Source organism: Cohnella xylanilytica (assembly GCF_014212175.1).
Lineage (GTDB): Bacteria > Bacillota > Bacilli > Paenibacillales > Paenibacillaceae > Cohnella > Cohnella xylanilytica.
Genome location: NZ_JACJVR010000002.1, coordinates 59,518 through 82,402, shown reverse-complemented (window position 1 = coordinate 82,402; position 22,885 = coordinate 59,518). Strand labels below are relative to the sequence as shown.

Here is a 22,885-nt window from a genome sequence, read left to right as displayed (position 1 = left end):
CGATGGGGCAAATTTTTATTCCCGGAACAGCTAATCCTGCTGATGTTCTCTCGGGCAGGTCGTTCAGTGCTGGAACAAATTATATCGCTTCTGGTACGATGCCCAACAACGGGGCTCTTGGTACTATTACACCAGGGACAACAGCAAAATCAATTGCGGCAGGTTATACGAGTGGTGGGAGTGTTGTTGGGGATTCCAATCTAGTTGCTTCTAATATTCGAAAAGGGATTTCTATATTCGGTGTGACTGGAAACGTTATTGCGGGAGCTCCATGGAGCGGTGGGACAGGCACTGCAACAACAACCACTTCAACGTTTTACTTGGAGAGCGGTTCGACTACTTCGCGTTATTCATTTACTGTAACAGGGCTCGCTTACACTCCAAAAGTGATTGTCGCTTATATTATTGATGACCTAATTGGGGTCCCTGCCTGTTGCTACAATGCAGACGCGTTCTCGGGTAACAGCGGTTATAAAGTTATGGGATTGGGCAACGGCCAAGTAATAAGGGTTGGGCAGGGGGCAGCAGATGTAACAAGTAATGGTTTTACGATACCAATTACGAAATCGGGAGCTTTGATATATTGGAACGCTTTCGCGGACGTTTAGGAGGAGATAATATGCGATTCGGAAGACGCATTTATTACGAAAAAGAAACTGGTAACGTGATTCATGATACCGGTGAGCGTTTTGGAGACGTCATTGAAACCACCCTGGAACAAGATTTCAGAGCGTATATCTCATTGGCAGAAAGAGTTCCGGAGACGGTAGGAATGCTTCAACTCGACTACGGTCAATACTCGCAGGATTTCATGGAGTGCAGCGGGTACCGGGTTGATGTAAGCGGCAATGAGCCGAAGCTTGTCTTCTCCTATCCCGATGGCACGGAAGAGTCCGAAGAACCCGTCTACCAACCGCCACTCTCGGAACAGGTTATGATTCTTAAGACGACGGTTGCCGAACAGCAGCAGACGATTGACGATTTGACGCTTGCGATCGCTGACATTCTCGGCACCTAAACAGTGGTTCCCATGTGGGGCCACTTTTCTTTTAACCTAGCGAGGAGGATGAGTCTTATGTCTATGGCGACTTACAAAGTACGTATTCTTGCTCGAGCGGCTATTATTCGTTATAACGGCGGGGAACGGGGCATCAATGAAATTCTCGACTCGTACAACCTCAACGTTGAAAATCGCGCTTTAGTCGAGGAGCAGATCAAGGCTTCTAATCCGGAGATTTTCTCGTAGCAGACTCTGTCGTACGAAAGCCACCTATAGTTGAGAGGGCGTTTTAGATCCTTTCAGCCGTAATATCGCGAGAACGAAGGAGAATGAAGAACGAGCTGTGCCATACCGGGCCCCGCCAGGGGCCCGATTCTACGGGGGTGATTCCCGTGTCCAATGATGAAGTGCTGTCCGAGATTCGGGAGAGGCTCGTGAGAGTCGAGACGAAGATCGATTCGATGAACGATGTGAAAATGACCGCCGATACCGCGAAAGCAATAGCGACCGAAGCGCTTCAAGACTCGAGATCCGCGCAGAGACGCATTGACGATATAGAAGACAATCAACGTTGGCTGTGGAGGACGACGGTCGGGGCGATCATGGCGGCAGTCGTCTCCGCGATCATAGCGGCCATGTCCAACATCGGCAAGGGGTGACGAGAACGATGGATTCCGCTCAACTATTCACGTGGGAAGCTCTCTCCGCGATGGGGGGAGCTTCTTTGTTGACTTTCTTCGTCGTGCAGTACACGAAGACGCTGGTTGATAGATTAGCGCCGAGGCTGCCGACCGATCTATTCGCGGTGCTGGTCGCGTTCGCGATTCTGACGCTGGCGCAGCTGGCGAACGGGGCGGACGGGCGCGATTGGCGCGTGTACGGACTGGCGTTCGCGAATGCGTTTCTGGTGGCGGCGGCAGCGGGGCAGATCAGCAACAAGGCGATGCATCCGCCAGGCTCGGGCCCTTAACAACAATGGTCCGAAGGCTCCGAAGACCAATAGATTTACCCCTTTCCCGCAAGTCACCTGGACTAGGTTGCCAAGCGTCACCCCGCCGTAACCATCCGCCAAAGAAACGCATAAACTAAGGACAACCCGGACCGCGCACGATTCGGCAAACCGGGGCGGCCGCGATCATATCAAGGCCGCAAAGCCGCATATTCTATTATGTAAGGGAGGCCGTCGCATGGCGGATTCGCAAGCCCAAGATGCGGCAGCCCCTTCCGCCTTCATCGCCCGCATTCTTCCCGCCGCTCAAGCGAGTCAGAAGCAATCGGGCGTGCCCGCGTCGCTCGCGATCGCGCAAGCGGCGCTGGAGTCGAACTGGGGGCGGAGCGGTCTGACGCAGAGAGCGAACAACCTGTTCGGCATGAAGGGAACCGGCCCGGCCGGAAGCGTCACGATGCAGACGACGGAGGTCGTGAACGGACGTCCGGTCAAGGTCGACGCCGCGTTCCGCGCGTACCGCGACTGGAACGAATCCGTCGCCGATTATACGGCATTGCTGTCGGGGAACAAGCGCTACGCGAAGGTTCCGCGCACCGACGGCAAGTCGGCCGCCAGGGCGGTAGCCGCCGCCGGGTACGCGACGGACCCGAAGTATGCCGACAAGCTGATTTTCATAATGGACACGTACAATCTGACCAAATACGATGCCGTGAAGGCACCGGACGGAGGAGGGAACGGAACGTTGGCGACCCCTGGCATCGACTGCTCCACGCCGCTGACCGCGCAGACGGCGAAGAACGTCGCGGCGGCGGGCTACAAGTTCGCGGCGAGGTACCTCGTGCCGCAGCAATACGCCTGGAAGCGGCTGACGCCGGCCGAGGCGAAAGCGATCACGGACGCGGGCATGCAGATCGTCTCGGTGTACGAGACAACGGCGAACCGCCCGGCCGGAGGCGCGTCCGCCGGGCAGAGCGACGGAGCCGCCGCCCTGAAGGAAGCGCGGATTGTCGGTCAGCCGCCCGGCAGCGCCATCTACTTCGCCGTCGACTACGACGCGCAGCCGAAGGATTACGACGAGATCGAGGCCTATCTGAAGGCGGCGGCGAGCGAGATCCCCGGCTATAGCGTCGGCGTGTACGGCTCCTATGCCGTCGTCGAAGAGATGCACCGGCGCAAGGCATGCAGCCATTTCTGGCAGACGTACGCCTGGAGCCGAGGCAAGACGAGCGATCATGCGAACATCTACCAGTACCAGAACGGCACGCAGGTAGCCGGCGTCGCCGTCGACCTGAACCGCTCCTACGGCGGCGAAGGCTGGTGGAACGCGAACACGAACGCGAACCCCAATCCCAATCCCGACCCCAATCCCAATCCGGATCCAGACCCGGATCCGAGCGAAGGAGAGAACGAGATGAGCCAACAAGACGCCGAGAAAATCATCCGCTTCCTGTCCGCGGCCTACTTCGCCGCGGCCGATCAAGCCTCGAAGGACGAGTTCAACCGGCTCGCGAACGAGGTGCGCAAGGCGGCCGGCATCCCGCCGGTTACCTCCTGAGGAACGGGTTCATTTTCACCGATCGAGTTTGCGGCTTGCCGAAGAAGGTTATAGGTAGAGTAGAAGCCTTCCGGAAAGCAAGGTGATCGTTATTCCTCAGGGGAAATATTTCCGAATCGGATACGGCATTATCGTCGTCCTGCTCATCGCGCTGCTGGCGTCCAAGGTGGACTTCCTCTTCCGTCCGTTCGGCACGGTGCTCAAGGCGCTCCTGCTGCCGCTTCTGCTGTCGGCCATCTTCTATTACCTGCTCCGGCCGCCCGTGAACTACCTGACGAAGCAGCTGAAGAGCCGCACGCTCGCGATCTCCGCCGTCTTCCTCGGACTGGCGGGGATCTTCGTCTTGATCGGAATCCTGGTCGGACCGATCATCCGCAATCAGGTCGACAGCCTCGTGAACAACCTGCCGCAGCTCGTCAAGCTCGGGGAAGACCAGGTCGCGAAGCTGCAGCGCAACGAATGGGCCGCCCGTTACCTGCTCGAGCATCAGATCGACCTGTCGGCGAAGATCCCGGACATGATTAACCGGATCGTCTCCAGGATCGGCGACGCGTTCAACGGCATCGTCGGGTTCGTGTCCAACGTCGTGCTGCTTCTGTCGACGGTTCCGTTCATCGTTTTCTACATGCTCAAGGGCGGGAACAAGTTCCCCGAGCTCATCCTCCGGTTCGTGCCCGACAAGCACGACGAGGAAGCCCGCCAGATCATGAAGGAGATGGACGCGACGCTCAGCGCCTACATACAAGGGAAGATTCTCGTCAGCCTCTGCTTCCTGCTTCTGACGCTGGTCGGCTACTGGATCATCGGGCTGCAATATTCGCTGCTGCTGGCGATCGCGCTCACGCTTATGAACTTCATCCCGTACGTCGGCATCCTTATCGGAATGGTGCCGAGCGTTATCGTCGCGTTCCTCGTCTCGCCGTGGAGGGTAGCGGAGACGATTATCGTCGTCGTCCTCGTTCAACAGCTCGAGGATAAGCTGCTGTCGCCCCTGATCATGGGCAAGAAGCTGGCGATTCACCCGCTCACCATCATTATCGTGCTGCTGGCGGTGGGCAGCCTGAGCGGTCTATTCGGGATGTTCGTCGCGGTTCCGACGTACGCGCTCGTCAAGGTGGTCGCCACCCATCTGTACCGGCTGTACCGGCTGCGCAAGATCGAGATCATCGAGGCCCCTTAGACGCGAAAAGCAAGCAAGGACATTCGCCCGCTCTTCTGCATAGGATAGCAGCAAGAAGAGAAGCCCGCCCAGGCGCCGCGCCCAGGGCGGGAGAACGGGAGGCTTCTTGCCGCATGCCGATCATTCCGGGTTTTCCGCAGCCGTTGCTGGAAGAGCACAAGAGGTGGCACCATGCCCGCCATTCCGTCGATCCGAACCGTCCTCCCACGGGCTACGGGCTCGACTTCCTGAGCTTCCACCGGGCCTTCATACGCAAAGTAAGGGATTGGTACGTTCAAGTCGGGCTCGATTCCCGTCTGATCGAGCCCTGGACGTCGGTGCCGCAGCCGATCCGGCAGGCCGCCTGCTACGATCTGGGCGCCGAGGACCGCATTCTGCGCCGTCCGGAGACGTTCGCTTCGACGGACGAACTGGGACGCTTCATCGAGGCGTCCGGCATTCACGGCTGCATCCATCAGGAAGCGGCCGCGCTCTACGGAGAGCCGCTGCTCAACGACTTCGATAACGCGCCGGCGAGCACGGTGTTCTACAACATTCACGGGCTTATCGACCGCTGGTGGCTCAATTGGGAAGGGCTTGGCCGGTTCGGGGAAGGGATGCCGTATTGGAGCGGGCGCTTCTATCGTTCGGAAGCGGAAGTGCTGCATTACCGGCGAGAGGATTCGAGCTGGTGGCTCGGCATGGCGGAGGAAAAGGAGGATCGGGCCGCGGCCGAAGAGGTGCGCCTCGATTGGGGAGCGATCGGCGAGAGCGGCCGCTTCGGGCCTCTCGACGACGGCCGCCCGTTCCGGGTCTGGGACTCGGACGGGGACGGCCGGCTGGAGGTGCTGTTCCAGTCGCCGGATACGGGCGAATGGTGGGAGGGCTCGCTCCGCGACGGGCGGCTGGAGTGGAAGGCGATCCGGCTCGAGAACGTCGGCCTGCCGTCTCAGGCGGGCGACTCGTTAAGAGCCAAGCCGCGCAGGAAGCGGAAGACGCCGACGTAATAGCTTCTGTCGCGCGGAACGAACTGCTCCGCGTCGATCGTCTCGGCGACATGGACGCGCTCGCCGCCCGCGGACAGCAGGACGCCGCGGGCTTCCGCGGTCGCGGCATCGCCGCTCATGAGGCGAATGAGCTCCTCGGCGTCCGCTTCGAAGATGCCGGACACTTCCTCCGGCTGAAGCCGGAAGAAGTCGAGCGGCTTATCCGTCAGGCAGCCGAACACGTGGCTGACCTCGCGGTCGATATAAGGCACGCTGCCCGCCACCCCGGATTCCTCCTCGCGGATCGTGGCGTAGGCAACGAGCCGCTCGAACGGCACGCTCCATCCGATCTCCTCGTCCATCTCGCGGGCGGCGTCGCGGACCGTCTCCCCGGCGCTCAGGTGGCCCGCCACCGTAATGTCGAGGCGTCCCGGATTCGTGTCCTTCCAGGGGCTGCGCCGCTGGAACAGCACGTAGGCTCGTCCGTCCTCTCCGCGTCTGGCGACCCAGCAATGGAACGTATGATGCCAGTATCCCTTCTCGTGCGTCTCTTGGCGGGTAGCCGTTCCGAGCGGCCGCCCTTCTTCGTCGTAAATGTCGAACCTCTCGCTCATCGCATGATCTCCGATCCCCGCTTAATGCCGGCCCGGCTCGGCATGGACGGCCGCCGTCTCGCCGGACAGGTCGGACGTGCAGTGGCCGCAGCGGACGGCCGCGAGCGGAATGACGGACAAGCAGTACGGGCATTCCTTCGTCGTCGGCTTGGCCGGCGCATCCTCGGCCTTGTTCTTGCGGGTAAGCCGGTTGATGACCTTGATCATGAAGAAGACGCAGATCGCGACAATAAGGAAGTTCAGCACGATATTGATGAACTGGCCGTAGGCGATGACGGGAGCTCCGTATTTTTTCGCGTCGGTTAAGGTCGTGACCGTCTCTCCGTTCGTCCCTTTGCCCAGCACGATAATCAAATCCGAGAAATCCACGCCCCCCAGAAGCCGCCCGATCGGCGGCATCACGATATCGTTCACCAGAGACGTGACGATCTGCCCGAAGGCGCCGCCGATGATGACGCCGACCGCCAGGTCGATGACGTTGCCCCGCATGGCGAAGGTCTTAAACTCTTTCATCCAAGATCCGAACATAATTTCAGAACCTCCAATTTTGGTGAAATATTGGGAAAGGAATTTCGCGCAAATCGTCGAAGACTATAGATCAGACCCGAAAATTTGCGCATATTGCGAGGGATCGCGATGAACGGTACCGAAGGCACCTGGCCCGCTTTCTTCCTGCTGCTGGCGCTGTCGATCAGCATACTCGCATCATATACCATGTTCAATTTCATTGGCAACCTGAGGCGGAGCAACAACGCGTTCCGGGTATTCTGGCTATCCGGCGGCGCCCTTGTCTTCGGAATCGGCCTGTGGGCCAAGCATTTCGTCGCGCTCATGGCATTCGGCAGCTCTCTCTTTTTCTCATGGAGCATGGCCGTCTCCGTGCTGTTCACCATCTTTTTCTCCCTGATGGCCTTCGTCATGCTCACGATCCAGAGCACTCTCCGCCACCGGGTGGCGATCGGGAGCATCATTCTCAGCTTCGGCGTCGGCTTCATGAACTACTTCACGATGCTCGGGCAGCCGATCCAGAGACTGTCGGTCAAGCCCGATCTGGTCGTCGCCTCTCTGCTCGTCCTGTTCGTCGGCACGTTCGCCGCCTTCAAGCTGTCCGAGCTGCCCGGAGAGCTGACCAAGTGGCTCGCCAGCGTCACGCTGGGGTTGGCCGTCCTGTTCGTCCAGATGATCGGCTCGAGGGCGCTCAGCATCGAATACTCCCAATACTATACGTGGGACAAGCTGATCCACGACATCAACCTGCTCGTCGCCATCGTCGGCTTCGGGGCGCTGCTCATTCTGACGTCGACCTGGGTGACCTGGTACGTCGACAAGCGGATGAACCAGATGGACGAGAGGTACCGGCTGCTGATCGAGAATTCCCTGGATACGATCGCGATCTTCAAGCAGGAGAAGTGGGCGTTCGTCAACGAGGCGGGGCTCCGCATGTTCGAAGCCGACAATCCCGAGGACTTGCTGGGCAAGCCGATCTACTCGTTCCTGAAGGAGGAAGATCACGACGCGGCGCGGGAGCGCCTGCACAATTTGATTTTCACGGGGAGCAACGGTCCTCTCGAGCAGGAATGGTACACGCTGGGCGGCAAAACCCTGCACACGGAGATCGTGGAGACGATGACGACCCTCGACAACGAGCCGGCGGTTCAAGTCATCATTCGGGACATCTCCGAGCGGAAGAAGAACGAGGAGCTGCTCATCAATTCCGAGAAGCTCTACGTCGCCGGCCAGCTCGCCGCGGGGATCGCCCACGAGATCCGCAATCCGCTCACCTCTCTCAAAGGCTTCCTGCAGCTGATCGCTTCGGGAAGGAAGGAGACGAGCTACTACGACATCATGAATTCCGAGCTGGACCGGATCGAAGACATCGTCAGCGAGCTGCTCATGCTCTCCAAGCCGCAAGTGTACGAGCTGTCCTACTACGACGTCCGCAACATGATGCGGGATACCGTCACGCTGCTGGAGACGCAGGCCATCCTGCACAACATCGCCATCGAGACGGATCTCGGGCGGGACGTGCTGTGGGTGTACGGGGTCGAGAACCAGATCAAGCAAGTGTTTATCAACGTCATCAAGAACGCCATCGAGGCGATGATCGATGGGGGGGCTATTCGCGTCAAGCTGAGCCGGGAGAACGATTCGGTGCGCATTCGCATCTCGGACGAGGGGCCCGGCATCGGGCAGGACCAGCTGGCCAAGATGGGCCAGCCCTTCTATACGACGAAGGAGAAGGGAACCGGGCTCGGCCTCATGGTCAGCTACAAGATCGTGGACAACCATCAGGGGAAAATCGAAGTGTACAGCCAGCTCGGACGCGGAACGACGTTCGAGATCCGGTTCCCGTTCCGCTATCCGGAGATGCCTGCCGCCATGAAAAGCAGCTGACCCGGCAAGGCGTAAGCGTCGAGCGGGGCCTCTCCCGCCGGTTCTCCGTCGCCGAACGCCGGAATGGGCCGGGCGGAGGAGACGGAGATCTCCGCGCCGCGCAGGATGGAGACGTAGCGCGTGCGGACGTGGGAGCCGTTCAGGATGGTGGGGAACACGCGCAGCAGCTGCCACGCGGTGCAGCCGTGCACGACGCAGACGTGCAGGAGCCCGTCGTCCGGCCGGGCGCCGGGGCTGATGCGCAGGCCTCCTCCGTAGTTGGCGACGTTCGAGACGGCGGACAGCCAGACGCGTTCGTACGCCTTCGTCGTTCCGTCGACGGTTACTTCGACCGTCCGCGGCTTGTAGCGGGACAAGGCGCGAACGAGCCCGATCAAGTAGGCGAGCGAGCCGAGCCCGAACCGGTTGCACCACCTCTTGTAGCGCGAGCCGTTGACGTCGCCGGCGACGGCCGCGTCCAGCCCGATCGCGAGCGCGGTCAACGTCAGCCGGCTCTCCCCGGTCGACAGCCTGGCGCTCAGCAGGTCCGCGGGGCGCGGCTTTCCCGTCAGCACGATGTCCAGCGCGGCGGTCGGGCTCTTCGGAAGGCCGAACGCTCTCGCCGTGTCGTTGCCCGAGCCGGCGGGGATAAGCCCGAGCGGGATGCCGCTTCCCGCGAGCAGCGGAAGGAGCCCGTGCAGCGTTCCGTCTCCGCCGATGATTGCAACCGCTTTCACCCCTCCGCGCTTCAGGATCTCCTTCGTCTTCTCGAAGGCTTCCGCTTCCTCCCGTTCGGCCACGACCTCGTACGCGGTTCCCCTCGCCCGCAGCTCCCGTTCCACGATCCGCCACGCGCGGCCGCCGCGGCCGTTGCCCGCTCTCTCGTTGACTATGAACAGAATCATCCTCGAGCCGTTCCTCCCCCGATGCGCTTCGCTGTTCTTCATTATATAGGGCGGGGCGATTCGGCGATAGACGAAAAAAAGGGGGGCTTGTCTCGCCTCGCTCCGTCCGCGGCGAGGCAAAGGGCTCCTTCGGATGATATAATAAGCTATTATGTCGAAGGCACAGTCGTAGCCGCAAGGATGGAGGAGCCGTCGTGGCGGAACCGCTCAAAGCAATGTACGATACCCGATTCATAGATGAATTCGCCCAACGGGTCCGCGGAAGATGGGAGAGGTTCGATTCGGAGCGATTTCGCGCGCTCGTGTTCTCGGACGGATGGGACGAGCTGGAGCTGAAGGGGCGCATCCGGCGCATCTCCGAGAGCCTGGGAGAGACGCTGCCCCGGGACTACGCGGAGGCGCTGGGAATCTTGGAGGCGATCTCGGGCGAGTGCCGGGGATTTCCTTATTTGTTTTTCCCCGACTTCGTCGAACGGTTCGGCCTGGACCATTGGGAGCCGTCGATTCGGGCTCTGGAGCGCTTCACGCCCCTGTCGAGCGCGGAGTTCGCGGTTCGGCCGTTCATCAAGCGCGATTCGGAGCGCATGATGGCGCAGATGCTTCGGTGGGCGGAGCATCCGGACGAGCACGTGCGGCGGCTGGCCAGCGAAGGCTGCCGGCCGCGCCTGCCCTGGGCGGACGCGCTGCCCGCGTTCAAGAAGGACCCGTCGCCGGTTCTGCCGATTCTCGAGAAGCTGAAGGCCGATCCTTCCGAATACGTCCGGCGCAGCGTGGCGAACAATCTGAACGATATCTCGAAGGACCATCCGGAGCTCGTTCTGGAGCTGGCCTCCCGGTGGCTCGGGGCCGATCCGCTGACGGACGGCGTGCTCCGCCACGGCTGCCGCAGCCTGATCCGCGCGTCGGCGCATCCGGTCGCCTTGAAGCTGTTCGGGCTGAACCCGCCCGAAGGCATCGCGGTCGAGCGCTGGGAAGCTTCGCCCCTGGACCCGGTGGTCGGCGGGGCGGTGGACGTGCGTTATGAAGTCCGGGTGCCGGAAGGCGACCCGGTCAAGCTGCGGCTGGAGCTGGCCGTCGAGTTCCCGCGGGCGGGCGGACGCTCGTACCGGAAGCTGTTCAAGCTGAGCGAGAGGACGGTGCCCGGCGGCACTTCGGTGAAGGGAGAGCGCCGCCATTCCTTCGCGGACCTGTCGACGCGCAAGCACTCCCCGGGCGAGCACCGGATGATCCTTGTCGCGAACGGCAGCGACCTCGCGGAGCTCGCGGTTACGTTGCGGGAAAGGAGCGGACGGGAATGACGATCGGAGCCCGCGTCTTCAAGACCGGCCTCGCGGTGGCCGTCGCGCTCTGGGCGGGGGAATGGCTCGGTCTCGACTCGCCGCTTCTGGCGGCGATCACGGCGATTTTCACCATTCAGCCTTCGATCTACCGCAGCTGGATGCAGGTACTCGACCAGCTTCAGAGCAACGTGCTCGGGGTCGCCATCGCCCTCGTCGCGTTCTGGGTGCTGGGCAGCACGCCGATCTCGGTCGGCCTTGTGTGCATTCTCGTCATCCTGCTCTGTCTGAAGCTGAAGATCGAGGATACGATCGGCCTGACGCTGGTGGCGGTCGTCGTCGTCATGGAGGCGCGCAGCCAAGGCTGGCCCGTGGCGCTCGACCGGCTGGCCGGGCTGCTGCTCGGCATCAGCTCGGCCTTCCTCGTGAACGTCGCGATCGTGCCTCCCCGGCATCGCGGCCGTTTCATGCGCCTCGTGCAGGAGGGACAGGAGCTGCTCTCCCGGCTGCTGCGGACGTCGGTGTCCAACGAGCTGAAGGAGAGCGTGTTCCGCGAGGAGCAGGAGAAGCTGGAGTCGATTCTGAAGAAGCTGGACGAGTATTACCGGATGTTCGCGGAAGAGAGAGTATGGCTGCGCCGCTCGCGCATCCGCCGGTCGAAGCTGCTCATCGTCTACAAGGAGATGCTGCTGACCTTGCGGCGGGGGGAGAGCCTCGTCGAGGCGGTGGAGGAGCAGTACTGGGCCGTGTCGAGCGAGGCTTCCTGGAACGAGGCGGCGGACCGGCACATCGAGGCGCTGTGCGGCTACCACGAGCAGCTGCTGTGGAAGTGGGAGGGCAAGATGAAGCCGGGAGCGGCGTCGGCCGCGCCCTCGCTGGAGGACGGCGTGCTGCTGACGGAGCGGATTACGGCTTCCGCCGCCGACGCCGTGACGCGGTCCCGCCTGCTCGTCATCACCTCGTCGATGTTCGCGTACGAGGATCGGCTGCGCCGGCTCGACCGCCTCATCGACCACTGGCAGCTTCGGGAGAGAGGCGACGACGACGAGACGCCGACCGTCCCGGCTCGGGAGAAGCGGGAGCGCGAGCGCGCCAAGGAAGGCGAGGGCGCGGCGAAGGGATAGCGGAGGTTTGCAGGCGGCTTCGGGTCGAAGGCCTCGCGAAATTCCCGCTTTGCCGGCTTCGCCGGGCACGCGTCTCCCGAAGCGGGGCCCCGCCCCGCGCGACCGGCTCTCGGGACGGGCGCAACAAGCGGAAAAAACCGTCTTGTTGGGGCCCCCGGCTTGCGGGATGGGGACAACAAGCGGAAAAAACCGTCTTGTTGAGGCCCCGCCCTGTGAGACTGATGCAACAAGGCGCAGCGCCAACATCCTAAAAGGACCGAAAGGGCATCGCGATGCGAAGTCGCGCCGAGCCCCTTCGGTCCTTTTTCTCGCCTTATTTCTTGCCGCGGTCCATCTGGCGGCGGGGATGCAGGATTTTGCCCCGTTTGTTGATATCGTCCTTCTTTGGAACGAGTCGAGGGTCGGTCGTCCCTTCGTGGTGATTGTCGAAGGTCATCTCCGCCCACTCCCACTCCGTCGTGCCTAGCTGAGGATCGGGGGGAAATACGTCTCCCCGCTGCAGCTCCAGCTCGCGGCCCCATTCGTTCTTGTAGACGCCGTCCGCTTCGACGTGTTCGCCCGAGATCGGCAGCATGTCGTTGTTGGAGTTCTCGCTCATATGCGGGTCACCTCGCTCATTGTGCCTTCGCAGGCATGCTCTTCCCGATTACAACCCGTGCTTGGGCACGGCGGCGCGGTCGGCCTCCGATTGGAGCCGGCTGGCCTTCTCCTTGCCGGTGCCGGTACGGTCGGCGCGAGATTGGGCCTGGCTCGCCTTCAACTGCTTCTCGGACGGATATTCGCCGGACATGGCCACTCCCCCTTCCCTGCACGGTGGTACGATCACCAACTAGAGTTCCACCGCCGCAAGGGGGTTATTCCGCCCAATCCGCTCCAGTCCGTCCCGTCCATCGCGGTCCACATCGATCTATCCCGGTCCACGTGGGTACAATTTGTTCCATCCTGATCCAGTCCTGATCTATCCGAGTCCAACCTAACCCATGCGCAGTCCATCTCGTTCATCCCGGCCATCTCAAGTCCATCCTATGTACACCGTTCCAAAACTTGTCCATGCCGAGTCGCCCGCTTACTCGTACGCCGCCTGCCGCCCTCGGTTAATCCTGAAGCCGCAGCTCGCACGAAGGACAGAACACGTGGGTCTGGTCGACCGGTTCGCGGCACGCCGGGCAGACCTCCTCGAACGGAACCGCGGCGCGGCCGGTCGAGGATGCTTCCGAAGACGCGGCCGCCTGGCGGGCGGCGTCGTTCTCCTCCGGAGGGCTCGGCCTCAGATGCGCCGGCGTGCCCATCAGCGTCTCGACCATCTCCTTCAAGTCCTTGAACCGCTCCGAATCGTCCGACATCAGCCGAACGACAAAAAGCATCCCGCCCACAAGCAGCAGGACGCCTCCGATCGAGAGCGTGTATCCGATGACGCTGACCCAGCTCATGCCATCCCCCCAGAAGGCAATCTCTCAACTCCGTTGTCTTCCGGCCCCCTATAGATAGCGGGATTCGAGCTTCTTGCCGGCCAGCCACAGTACGACGAGGACAAGCCCGGCGACGACGAGCCGCCACGGATGGTCGACGAGCGCGCGCAGGTCGTGCCCGATGAAGGATAACGTAATAATCATGACGGCCTTGCCCATGGCGATCGCGATCAGGAACGTATGCAGCGGAAGCTTGGACATCCCCGAAGCGATGTTGACGAGGGCGGAAGGCGAGAAAGGGAAGCAGGACAATACGAAGATCGGGGTGAACCCCTTCGTCTCGATCCAGGAGAAGAACCGGTCCATCTTCGGCATTCGCCCCCGGATCCGTTCGCTGTACCGGCCCCCGAAGCGCCGGGCGAGAAGGAAGACGATGAACGCGCCCGCGCAGGCGCCTATCCAAGATAGAAGGAAGCCGAGCCACATGCCGTAAGCGGAAGCGTTCGCGACCACGAAGACGACGAGCGGCAGGAACGGCAGAAGGGATTCCAGCAGCGGGAGCAGAATGCCCGGAAGCGGGCCGAGCGCCGAATAGCGGTCGAGGAACCCTTGAATGTCGTCCAGCGTGAGCCCTTTGAAAAAAGTAACGAAATCCTGCCAGCGTTCCGCGGCCGGCAAAGCTAAGGAATGAAGCAGCATACTCTACCTCGCAGTGTCTCCAGCGGCGCCCTCCCCGCGAAACATTCGGAATGGGAACAACAAATAAAACAAGCTGATCAGAATAAAAATGCCTCCCGCCAGCCGCACGACCGTCGATTCTCCGAACGACGTCGCCAGAACGCCGCCGAGGCTGGGGCCGATCAAGCCGCCGACTCCTTCGACGGTCGAGAACACCCCCCAGCCGAGCCCCTGCTGCCCCGGAGGCACGTAGGCCGCGAGCAGGGCGTTCCAGGCGGGCAGCACGGCCGCGTAAGCGGCTCCCAGCACGAACGCCCAAGCGAATGCCAAGCCGAGGGTCGTCATTCCCGTCAAGGCGCACAGGGCGAGGCCGAAGAGAACGAAGCCGACGACGAGGAACCACTTTTTGCCCAGATGATCCGACAGTCGCCCCATCGGAATGAGGCCGGCCGCCGTACAGCCGCCTCCGATCAGCAGCAGCAGCGAATACTGGGAATGGCTCAGGCCGAGATGCCCTTCGGCGAAGCTCGGAAGAATCGGGACGAGCATGCCGGCGGCGAGCGTCTGAAGCACCATGCCGGGCAGCAGCAGATTCATCTCCCGAAGCCTGTCCCCCAATAGGGCGAGCTGTCGCCGGAACGGCACGTAATCCACTTCCGCGTGGGAAGCGTGAGGGATGAACAGCGACAGCAGCCAGGCGGCGCCGGAGACGGCGACCATGATCCAGTACGTCAGGTCGTCGCTTCTCTCGAGCGTGAAGTTCGTCACCGCCGGGCCCGTGCCGAGCCCGACGAGCCAGATCGTATAGAGGACGCCCATCTGGGTTGCCCTCCGGTTCTCCCGCACCTTCGTCAAGCAGACGATCCAGATCGGGGAGATCCCGACTCCGTACAGGGCCGACGCCGTTATGAACATCCATGGCGAGTAAGCGTACCCGATGAACAGAATGCCCGCCAGCGAGAGGACGAGCCCTCCGCTGACGAGCAGGCGGACGGACAGATGATGCATCAAATAACCGATCGCCAGCTTGACCGCCGTATCCGTCAGATAGTGGGCGGTGATGGCGACGCCGATGACGTCGAGGTCGAGACCGAGGGCGTTCTTGCCGTAGATCGGCAGGAAGCTGATGAGGGCGGCGCCCCGGACGAACTCGACCAGATAAAGGACGATAGCCAGCAGAGACATCTCGGGAGCGAACAGCGCCTTCGCTTGAGCTGATTTCACCGGAACTGACTCCTTTACGTCTTTATTCTTCTACGCAGACGCCCGGCATGCGTTCCGGATTCGGGATCCATATCCTTAGATTACAGGCAAATCCTGTACGATGTCGAGAGCGATCCGGTCCGCGGCCCCTTCCTTGCGAAGAGCGCCGATGGCCGCCTGCATCTGATGCCGTTGCGAAGGATTACCCAACAACCCGGCGATAGAAGCCGCCAGCTCCCGGGGAGTCTTGCAGACGACGGCCGCGCCTTTGGCGGCCAAGTACCTGGCGTTGTTCCTCTCTTGCCCGGGCAGGGGACGGTAGAGGAACATGGGCAGTCCCGCGAGCATCGCCTCGGAGAGCGTCAGGCCTCCCGGCTTGGTCACGATGCAGGCGGACAGCCCCATTAATTCGTCGATCCGTTCGATATAACCGAACACCCGCACGCCGCAGCCCTCCGCCCCGAATTCGTGCCGCATCGCCGTCTCCAAGGCGCGGTTGCGGCCGCAGACGAGGGCGATCTGGGCCCCCTGGGAATCCGCCAGCCGGCGGCACAGCTCGCGAACGCCGGACAAGACGCCGTAGGCTCCCGCCATGACGAGCACCGTCGGCCGGGAGGGATCGAGTCCGAAGCGCTCCGCCGTGGCTGCCGCGGGACGGCTCGGGGCGCTGGCGAAGCGCAGGGGAATGCCGGTCGCGGCGATGCGGGCGATCGGGATTCCGGTTCTCGCCAGTTCGTCGCGCAGATCCTCCGTGGCGACGTAATATTTGTCCACCTTCGGGTGAACCCAGCGCATATGCAGGTCGAAGTCCGTAACGACGTTGTACATCGGAATGCGGGGAAGCCCTTTGCGGGAGATGGACGGGAGAACGAGCAGGGGGAACGTGTGAACGACGGCGTCGGGACGCTCCCTGTCGATCAGGCGCCGCAGCGTCACCGCTCCGATCGAATGAAGCCAATGGGAGAAGAGGGAATTCGGCTTCATGCTTCGGGTCGCGTCGTACATCCAACCGTAGACCTGGGGCCACAGGGAATAGCTTTTCATATAGAAAAAACGGCTGAACTCGTTCAGGCGCGGATGGGATTCGGCGAGCAGGTCGAGCAGCATGATTTGACCGACTCCGATCGCGGAGAAGCTTTGCTTAAGCGCGAGCGCGGCTTGCCGGTGTCCATCCCCGAAGCTGGCATAGACGATGAGAATTTTGAGCGTACCGATTCGGTTCGCGATCTCCAGCATCCATTTTCTCCCCTTTGCAAGTCGTTCATGCAGATTGTTCCCCCAACCGGCGGAATGTCATACCGCTAAGAGGACGGTCCTTGTTCTATCTTAATGTTACCGGAGCCGTGTAAATTCCCGATAAACGGCCGACAGGCGGATGGTGAAAATAAGAAAAAGGCCGCTCCTTCGGCGCGAGACCTTGGGAGCAGCCTTGTGGGCGGTACGACGAGGAGATGGGCGACCATCGTGCTGAGCGAACCGGCGAGGAGCCTATTCGATTCTCGGAGAGCGGGTTACGACTTCGGATCGGTCAGCTTCGAGAGCCGCGTGAGGATCGTCGCGGCTTCGGCCCGCGTGGCCGTGGCGTTCGGCTCGAACCGGCCGCCGCTTCGCCCTTCCAGCGCGCCGTGCTGAACCGCCGCTTGAACGGAAGGGAGCGCCCAAGCCGGGATGTCGGATGCGTCCGCGAAGGCTGGCGCGTTCGCGGTCTGCGGTTCCCAATGCAGGGAGCGAGCCAGGATCGCGGCAAACTCCGCGCGGGATACGGCCGCGAGCGGGCGGAAGGAACCGTCCGTATAGCCGTTCGCGATGCCGCTCGAGACGGCGGAGGCGATCTGGTCGCGCGCCCAAGCCGGGATTCGGCCGGCGTCGGAGAACGGCAGAGCGCTCTCGGGCGAGCTGCTCTGTAGCTTCAAAGCCCGGGACAACATAACGAGCCATTCGGAGCGGGTCACTTCGTCGTCCGGGCGGAAGTTCCCGCGATCGTCGCCCTTGATCAAGCCGAGCGACGCGGCTTCCCGGATGGACGCTTCCGCCCAGTGGCCGACCATGTCGCCGAATGGAGCCGGAAGTTCCGGTCCCGGATCGGGGACATGGCGAACGACGGTAACCCGGTACGTTCTCGATTCGCCGTTTTCCGCTTGAATATCGAATGTCAGCAGATTATCACCCGGCTGAAGCAAGGCTTCATAGACTCCGGATACGTCCTGGCCGTTTATTCGGACCTTGGCGGCTGCGTTCGCTTCGAATCGGAGGACGATCCGAGCTTCGGCGGTATCCGCCCTGTACTCGGAGATGTCCGGATCGAAGGCCGGGGCCAGTTCGAATGAGGTACCCCCAACCGTCAGGCTAAGGGTGTGCAGCTTCGAATCCGACGAGAGAACCGGAGCATACGTGCCCGAGGTCGTTCGAACCGATGCCGCCAGCTCTTCGCTTCGGTTGCCCGACGCATCCAAGGCCCGCACGGAGAAGACGTATTTCGTCCCCGCCTTCAATCCCGTTACTTTGAAGCTAGCGGTATTGCGATCGGTCGAGGTTAGGAAGATGCCGTCTTTGAAAATCTCATAGCCCGTCGTCCCGACATTGTCCGAGGCGGAAGGCCACGTCAAGGTAAGGCTCGACGTTAAGATGCGCGAGGCGGCGAGTTTACCGCCTTCGGGCCAAGTCGGCGCCGATGTGTCGGGCTCCGGCAGTTCGGGCGCATCGCCCTTGGTCAGCGTAATCGCGACGGCTGAATCAGCGTCGCGAGGCGACTCGTTGCCCGCGGCGTCGGTCGCGGTGACGACGAAGCGGTACGCGCCCGGCGGCAGATCGCCGATATCGGCTCCCGGAACGGAGCCGTCGGCGACGCTGACGCCCAGCGCGATGGGCGAGCTGAGCTCGCCCGAGTCCACGACGCCATCCGAATCGGCGTCGGTCCACGGGTAGGCGGCGACGTTCGCGTCCGCTTCGCCAACGGCTCCGGCAGCGCCCATCAAGCGGTCGGGCGTGCCGTTGTAGTTGTCTTCGGCGAAGAACTTCGCCGCGTCCACCACAGGCGCCGACGTATCCGGCGCGTGCGGCTCGTCGCCCTTGGCGAGCGTTACCGCGATGACCGCGGATGCGTCGCCGGGAGATTCATTGCCCGCGGCGTCGCGCGCGGAGACGACGAAGCGGTACGTGCCGGGCGGGAGGTCGCCGATATCGGCGGCCGCCACGGAGCCGTCGGCGGCGCTGACGCCCAGCGCGATGGGCGAGCCGAGCTCGCCGGCATCCACGACGCCGTCGGAATCGGCGTCGTTCCAGGCGTACGCGCGCACGTCCGCGTCCGCCTCGCCAACGGCTCCGGCAGCCCCCGCCAAGCGGTCAGGCGTGCCGTTGTAGTTGTCGACGGCGAAGAACTTCGCCGCGTCCACCACAGGCGCCGACGTATCCGGCGGAGGCGGTTCGTCGCCCTTGACGAGCGTCACCGCGACGACCGTGGAGGCGTCGCGAGGCGACTCGTTGCCTGCGGCGTCGCGCGCGGTGACGACGAACTTGTACGCGCCCGGCGGCAGATCGCCGATGTCGGCGGCCACGACGGAGCCGTCGGCGGCGCTGACGCCCAGCGCGATGGGCGAGCCGAGCTCGCCCGCGTCGACGACGCCGTCGGAATCGGCGTCGTTCCACGGGTAGGCGGCGACGTTCGCGTCCGCCTCGCCAACCGCCCCGGCAGCGCCCGCCAAGCGGTCGTGCGTGCCGCTGTAGTTGTCGACGGCGGAGAACTTCGCCGCATCGACTACAGGCGCCGACGTATCCGGCGGAAGCGGTTCGTCGCCCTTGACGAGCGTCACCGCGACGACCGAGCCCGGGTCACGAGCAGATTCGTTGCCCGCGGCGTCGGTTGCGGTAACGACGAAGCGGTACGCGCCCGGCGGCAGATCGCCGATATCGGCGGCCGCCACGGAGCCTTCGGCGGCGCTGACGCCCAGCGCGATCGGCGAGCCGAGCTCGCCGGCATCCACGACGCCGTCGGAATCGGCGTCGTTCCAGGCGTACGCGCGCACGTCCGCGTCCGCCTCGCCAACGGCTCCGGCAGCGCCCTCCAAGCGGTCGGGCGTGCCGCTGTAGTTGTCGACGGCGGAGAACTTCGCCGCATCGACTACAGGCGCCGACGTATCCGGCGGAAGCGGTTCGTCGCCCTTGACGAGCGTCACCGCGACGACCGAGCCCGGGTCACGAGCAGATTCGTTGCCCGCGGCGTCGGTTGCGGTAACGACGAAGCGGTACGCGCCCGGCGGCAGATCGCCGATATCGGCGGCCGCCACGGAGCCGTCGGCGGCGCTGACGCCCAGCGCGATCGGCGAGCCGAGCTCGCCGGCATCCACGACGCCGTCGGAATCGGCGTCGTTCCAGGCGTACGCGCGCACGTCCGCGTCCGCCTCGCCAACGGCTCCGGCAGCGCCCTCCAAGCGGTCGGGCGTGCCGCTGTAGTTGTCGACGGCGGAGAACTTCGCCGCGTCGACCACAGGCGCCGACGTATCCGGCGCGGGATCGTCCTCCAAGATCGACACCGTTGCCGTCGCCTGAGCTCCAAGCAGCGCGCCGTTGGACGGTTGGGAGAGCGTAATCCCGAAGCGGCGAGCCGTTGGGGAATTACTGTCATTGTTCACGAGCGAAATATCGATCGTCTTGCTCGTCTCGTCATCTTCGAACACGAGCGCGCCGCTGGCGGCAACGTAATCGTCGCCCGAGGTTGCCGTGCCGTCGGAGGTTGTATAGGCGATTGTCGTCCGGCCATGCGTTCCGTCAGTCCTTTTGACGGTCACCGAGACGGTCCCGGCATTTTCCGCAGCCTCGTAATCGCTCTTCTCAAACGCCAGCGTTCCTTCCGCCTTGCTCAGCAATAGACCGGCGTGGTTGATTAAGCCGGTGAACACGACATCCGAGATGCCGTCCTCGTTGAAATCCCCCGCGCTTAAGTAGATACTTCCATTTCCATTCACCGGGTAAGGATGAACGGTTGCGGTAAACGTTCCGTCTCCCTTGCCGAGCAGAATAAGGAAATTGGGATTCGTTTGGGGCGTCCCGACCAAATCGAGAATTCCGTCTCCGTTGAAATCGCCGGTTACGACATCTATGGGGTATTGCCACGCATCGTACCATTGGGGGGTCGTGAACGTTCCGCTCCCCGTCCCAAGCACGACGGAAATCTTGTTCTCCCCGTTGACGGCGAAGGCGAGATCCGGTTTGCCGTCCGAATTGAAGTCCCCCGACGTAAGATTCTCGATGGAATTACCGACGGATTGAGCGATTCTCGTGAAATGGAATCCATCCCCGGTGCTCAGCAAGATATTCACCCGGTCGGTCCCGTTGCTCGTGACGGCGATGTCGACGATTCCGTCTCCGTTGAAATCCTTCACCTCGAGATTCCGAGGCAACGAGTCCACCGCGATGTCGACAGCCGGATAAAAGGAGCCGTCGCCGTTCCCGAGAAGAATGGAGACGGTACCGGAAGTGTTGTTGGCAACGGCCAGGTCGGGGATGCCGTCTGCATTCAAATCGGCCGCCTTCATCCCAAGCGGCTCGGAGCCGACCGGAGACGTTGAGCCGCTTCGGAACGTCCCGTCCCCATTGCCGAGACGTACGACAACGGAATTGCCGCTCGCATTGGAATAAGCCACATCCGGATAGCCGTCTCCGTCGAAATCGGCTATAGCCGCCCCCTTCGAAACTTTGCCGTCGTCGACAGGCAACGGAGGTTGGAACGTTCCGTCCCCGTTGCCGATTAATGCGACGATCTTTTTTGCGGCTAGATCCATTAGAATCAGATCCTGGTGGCCGTCGTTGTTGAGATCCCCGACGCTTGATCTGCTAACGTTGCTTCCATAATAAACGTTGACCGCCTCCTGGAAGGTCAGCTTCGGCTCCGCCATGCCGTGCGGCGCGGGGCCGGCGAACGCCGCCGCGGCCAACGCGACCGGGAGCGACCGCTTCATCCATCGGCTTGCCCTGTCTCTCATCTCGCACTCTCCCATTTTCCCATGTAGTTCTTCCTATTATATCGGAAAGTTCGACAAAAAAAGCCCCCCTTCCGGGGGACGCTGACCTGCTCCCGATCAGATGAGCAGGTTGAACAGCAGAGGATCCTTGTTGAGCTCCATGTACACGAAGCCCTTGCGGTTCATCCGCTCGATGAGAGGCTCGTAGTCCTCGCGGCTCTTCAGCTCGATGCCGACGAGCGCGGGGCCGTTCTCTTTGTTATGCTTCTTCGTATATTCGAATTGGACGATATCGTCGTTCGGTCCGAGCACGTCGTCCAGGAATTCGCGAAGGGCACCGGCGCGCTGCGGGAAGTTGATCGTGAAGTAGTGCTTGAGGCCCTCGTAGATCATCGAGCGCTCCTTGATCTCCTGCATCCGGTCGATGTCGTTGTTGCCGCCGCTCACGATGCAGACGACGTTCTTGCCCGCCAGACGGTCGGCCAGGGAGGACAGAGCCGCCACGGTCAAGGCGCCCGCCGGCTCGGCGACGATCGCGTGCTCGTTGTACAGCTCCAGAATCGTCGTGCATACCTTTCCCTCGGGCACCGCGATGACGTCGTCCAGCAGCTCCTGGCTCATCGCGAACGTCAGGTCGCCGACCCGCTTGACCGCCGCCCCGTCGACGAACTTGTCGATCTCGCTCAAGGCGACGACCTCGCGCGCTTCCCGGGAGCGGAGCATCGAGGCCGCCCCTTCCGGCTCTACGCCGATGATGACGGTGGAAGGGCTGACCTTCTTCACGTAGGCCGCGACGCCGGCGGCGAGGCCTCCCCCGCCGACCGTGACGAGCAGGACGTCGATCGGCTCCTTGCTCGCCTCGACGATCTCCTTGCCGACGGTGCCGTTGCCCGCGACGATGCGCGGATCGTCGAACGGATGGACGAACGGCAGGCCTTCCCGCTCGCTGACGCGGACCGCCTCGGCGTAAGCGTCGTCGAACGTGTCCCCAAGGAGGCGCACCTCGACGAAGTCTCCGCCGAACAATTTCACTTGGTTGATTTTCTGGCGGGGGGTCGTGGTCGGCATGTAGACGATGCCTCGGATGCCGAGCGCCTTGCACGAATAGGCGACGCCTTGGGCGTGATTGCCGGCGCTGGCGCAGACGACGCCGTTCTTCCGTTCTTCCTCGGGGAGGGAAGAGATCAGATTGTAGGCTCCGCGAATCTTGAACGAGCGGACGATCTGCTGATCCTCGCGCTTCAGGTAGACGTTGCAGCCGTACTTGGCCGACAGGCCGCGGTTGTGCTGGAGCGGGGTCGGCACGACGACGTTCTGCAGGACGCGGTGGGCGTGCAGAATGTCTTCCAGTCGAACTTGGGCTTCCGGAGATGGGGTCGTCATGAGGGGTCATCCTCTCTTTTTATATCATGAATAGTTAATCCTGCTGATGGCATAGGCGAAGGGTCCGGCGAACGCAAAAAAACCGTCCCCGAAAGGGACGGATCGAATCCGTGGTACCACCCTCGTTCCTAACCCGGCGACTCCGAAGAGACGCGAAGGCCAGGCGCTTCAAGCGCGTCCGGTGTGGACGCATCCCGTAACGGGGGCCGCCGTCCGCGCTTAACCGGCAGGTCCGGCTTCGGCGCGGCTTCTCGGGGAGGATATTCCGCCGGGCTCGACCGTCGGCTCTCAGCGAATCGCCGACTCTCTGGGG

22 protein-coding genes, 1 pseudogene and 1 other annotated feature (1 of these 24 cut by a window edge) are annotated in these 22,885 nt (G+C 62.5%); of the genes and pseudogenes, 12 read left to right on the top strand and 11 right to left on the bottom strand.

The window, feature by feature from the left end:
* The first annotated feature begins 2 nt into the window (after positions 1 to 2).
* The 9 genes and pseudogenes from H7B90_RS00465 (at position 3) to H7B90_RS00430 (ending at position 5,670) form a co-directional block, all read left to right on the top strand.
* The gene (locus H7B90_RS00465; RefSeq protein ID WP_185133895.1) at positions 3 to 608 is read left to right on the top strand and encodes a hypothetical protein; all 606 of its coding nucleotides are present in this window, start codon (positions 3 to 5) and stop codon (positions 606 to 608) included.
* An 11-nt stretch (positions 609 to 619) separates the two neighbouring features.
* Positions 620 to 1,018, top strand: coding sequence for a hypothetical protein (locus H7B90_RS00460; RefSeq protein WP_185133894.1), 399 nt, complete (start codon positions 620 to 622; stop codon positions 1,016 to 1,018).
* Between the two features lie 57 nt (positions 1,019 to 1,075).
* Entirely contained in the window at positions 1,076 to 1,246 is a 171-nt protein-coding gene (locus H7B90_RS00455) for a hypothetical protein (protein WP_185133893.1), read from the top strand.
* Positions 1,247 to 1,392: 146 nt separating this feature from the next.
* Positions 1,393 to 1,659: a hemolysin XhlA family protein gene (locus tag H7B90_RS00450; protein ID WP_311772654.1), complete on the top strand. Its 267-nt coding sequence runs from the start codon at positions 1,393 to 1,395 to the stop codon at positions 1,657 to 1,659.
* Positions 1,660 to 1,667: 8 nt separating this feature from the next.
* Positions 1,668 to 1,970 carry a hypothetical protein gene (locus tag H7B90_RS00445; RefSeq protein ID WP_185133891.1) on the top strand — a complete coding sequence of 101 codons (303 nt, stop codon included), beginning with the start codon at positions 1,668 to 1,670 and terminating at the stop codon, positions 1,968 to 1,970.
* 217 nt (positions 1,971 to 2,187) lie between these two features.
* Positions 2,188 to 2,631: pseudogene (locus H7B90_RS33565) on the top strand (glycoside hydrolase family 73 protein); the annotation flags it as partial.
* Positions 2,632 to 2,691: 60 nt separating this feature from the next.
* Positions 2,692 to 3,504, top strand: a complete 813-nt coding sequence (locus tag H7B90_RS33560; RefSeq protein ID WP_260410635.1) for a DUF1906 domain-containing protein — start codon at positions 2,692 to 2,694, stop codon at positions 3,502 to 3,504.
* Positions 3,505 to 3,586: 82 nt separating this feature from the next.
* On the top strand, positions 3,587 to 4,684 hold the full coding sequence (locus H7B90_RS00435; RefSeq protein ID WP_185133890.1) for an AI-2E family transporter: 1,098 nt from the start codon (positions 3,587 to 3,589) through the stop codon (positions 4,682 to 4,684).
* 113 nt (positions 4,685 to 4,797) lie between these two features.
* Complete coding sequence (locus tag H7B90_RS00430; protein WP_185133889.1) at positions 4,798 to 5,670, top strand: hypothetical protein; 873 nt, start codon at positions 4,798 to 4,800, stop codon at positions 5,668 to 5,670.
* Here the strand turns inward: H7B90_RS00430 and H7B90_RS00425 are convergent.
* Positions 5,613 to 6,263, bottom strand: coding sequence for an NUDIX hydrolase (locus tag H7B90_RS00425; RefSeq protein ID WP_185133888.1), 651 nt, complete (start codon positions 6,261 to 6,263; stop codon positions 5,613 to 5,615). The two genes, H7B90_RS00430 and H7B90_RS00425, sit on opposite strands and share 58 nt — an antisense overlap.
* A 21-nt stretch (positions 6,264 to 6,284) precedes the next feature.
* Positions 6,285 to 6,791 carry a large conductance mechanosensitive channel protein MscL gene (gene mscL / locus H7B90_RS00420; RefSeq protein ID WP_185133887.1) on the bottom strand — a complete coding sequence of 169 codons (507 nt, stop codon included), beginning with the start codon at positions 6,789 to 6,791 and terminating at the stop codon, positions 6,285 to 6,287.
* A gap of 108 nt (positions 6,792 to 6,899) precedes the next feature.
* On the opposite strand from mscL, the gene H7B90_RS00415 reads away from it, so the two are divergent.
* Positions 6,900 to 8,657 carry an ATP-binding protein gene (locus tag H7B90_RS00415; RefSeq protein ID WP_185133886.1) on the top strand — a complete coding sequence of 586 codons (1,758 nt, stop codon included), beginning with the start codon at positions 6,900 to 6,902 and terminating at the stop codon, positions 8,655 to 8,657.
* Here H7B90_RS00415 and H7B90_RS00410 read toward each other — a convergent pair.
* A complete protein-coding gene (locus H7B90_RS00410; protein ID WP_221481863.1) occupies positions 8,621 to 9,541 on the bottom strand; it encodes a diacylglycerol/lipid kinase family protein in 921 nt (306 codons plus the stop codon). The genes H7B90_RS00415 and H7B90_RS00410 overlap by 37 nt on opposite strands.
* A gap of 194 nt (positions 9,542 to 9,735) precedes the next feature.
* Here H7B90_RS00410 and H7B90_RS00405 point away from each other — a divergent pair, with 194 nt between their 5' ends.
* Both H7B90_RS00405 and H7B90_RS00400 read left to right on the top strand, forming a co-directional pair.
* Entirely contained in the window at positions 9,736 to 10,839 is a 1,104-nt protein-coding gene (locus tag H7B90_RS00405; RefSeq protein ID WP_185133885.1) for a DNA alkylation repair protein, read from the top strand.
* Complete coding sequence (locus tag H7B90_RS00400) at positions 10,836 to 11,942, top strand: aromatic acid exporter family protein (protein ID WP_185133884.1); 1,107 nt, start codon at positions 10,836 to 10,838, stop codon at positions 11,940 to 11,942. Before H7B90_RS00405 ends, H7B90_RS00400 begins: the two co-directional genes overlap by 4 nt.
* A gap of 313 nt (positions 11,943 to 12,255) precedes the next feature.
* On the opposite strand, the gene H7B90_RS00395 is transcribed toward H7B90_RS00400, so the two are convergent.
* The 8 genes from H7B90_RS00395 to ilvA all read right to left on the bottom strand — a co-directional run bounded on the left by H7B90_RS00395 (position 12,256) and on the right by ilvA (position 22,572).
* Complete coding sequence (locus tag H7B90_RS00395; RefSeq protein ID WP_185133883.1) at positions 12,256 to 12,540, bottom strand: transposase; 285 nt, start codon at positions 12,538 to 12,540, stop codon at positions 12,256 to 12,258.
* A 48-nt stretch (positions 12,541 to 12,588) separates the two neighbouring features.
* A complete protein-coding gene (locus H7B90_RS00390; RefSeq protein ID WP_185133882.1) occupies positions 12,589 to 12,732 on the bottom strand; it encodes a hypothetical protein in 144 nt (47 codons plus the stop codon).
* Positions 12,733 to 13,036: 304 nt separating this feature from the next.
* Positions 13,037 to 13,372, bottom strand: coding sequence for a zinc ribbon domain-containing protein (locus tag H7B90_RS00385; RefSeq protein WP_185133881.1), 336 nt, complete (start codon positions 13,370 to 13,372; stop codon positions 13,037 to 13,039).
* Positions 13,373 to 13,420: 48 nt separating this feature from the next.
* Entirely contained in the window at positions 13,421 to 14,050 is a 630-nt protein-coding gene (locus H7B90_RS00380; protein WP_185133880.1) for a TVP38/TMEM64 family protein, read from the bottom strand.
* Between the two features lie 3 nt (positions 14,051 to 14,053).
* On the bottom strand, positions 14,054 to 15,253 hold the full coding sequence (locus H7B90_RS00375; RefSeq protein WP_311772652.1) for an MFS transporter: 1,200 nt from the start codon (positions 15,251 to 15,253) through the stop codon (positions 14,054 to 14,056).
* A gap of 75 nt (positions 15,254 to 15,328) precedes the next feature.
* On the bottom strand, positions 15,329 to 16,468 hold the full coding sequence (locus H7B90_RS00370) for an MGDG synthase family glycosyltransferase (protein WP_185133879.1): 1,140 nt from the start codon (positions 16,466 to 16,468) through the stop codon (positions 15,329 to 15,331).
* A gap of 275 nt (positions 16,469 to 16,743) precedes the next feature.
* On the bottom strand, positions 16,744 to 21,210 hold the full coding sequence (locus H7B90_RS00365) for an FG-GAP-like repeat-containing protein (RefSeq protein WP_185133878.1): 4,467 nt from the start codon (positions 21,208 to 21,210) through the stop codon (positions 16,744 to 16,746).
* Positions 21,211 to 21,306: 96 nt separating this feature from the next.
* Complete coding sequence (ilvA, locus tag H7B90_RS00360; protein WP_185133877.1) at positions 21,307 to 22,572, bottom strand: threonine ammonia-lyase IlvA; 1,266 nt, start codon at positions 22,570 to 22,572, stop codon at positions 21,307 to 21,309.
* 90 nt (positions 22,573 to 22,662) lie between these two features.
* Positions 22,663 to 22,885 (bottom strand) — a binding site (T-box leader) (it continues 41 nt past the right edge of the window).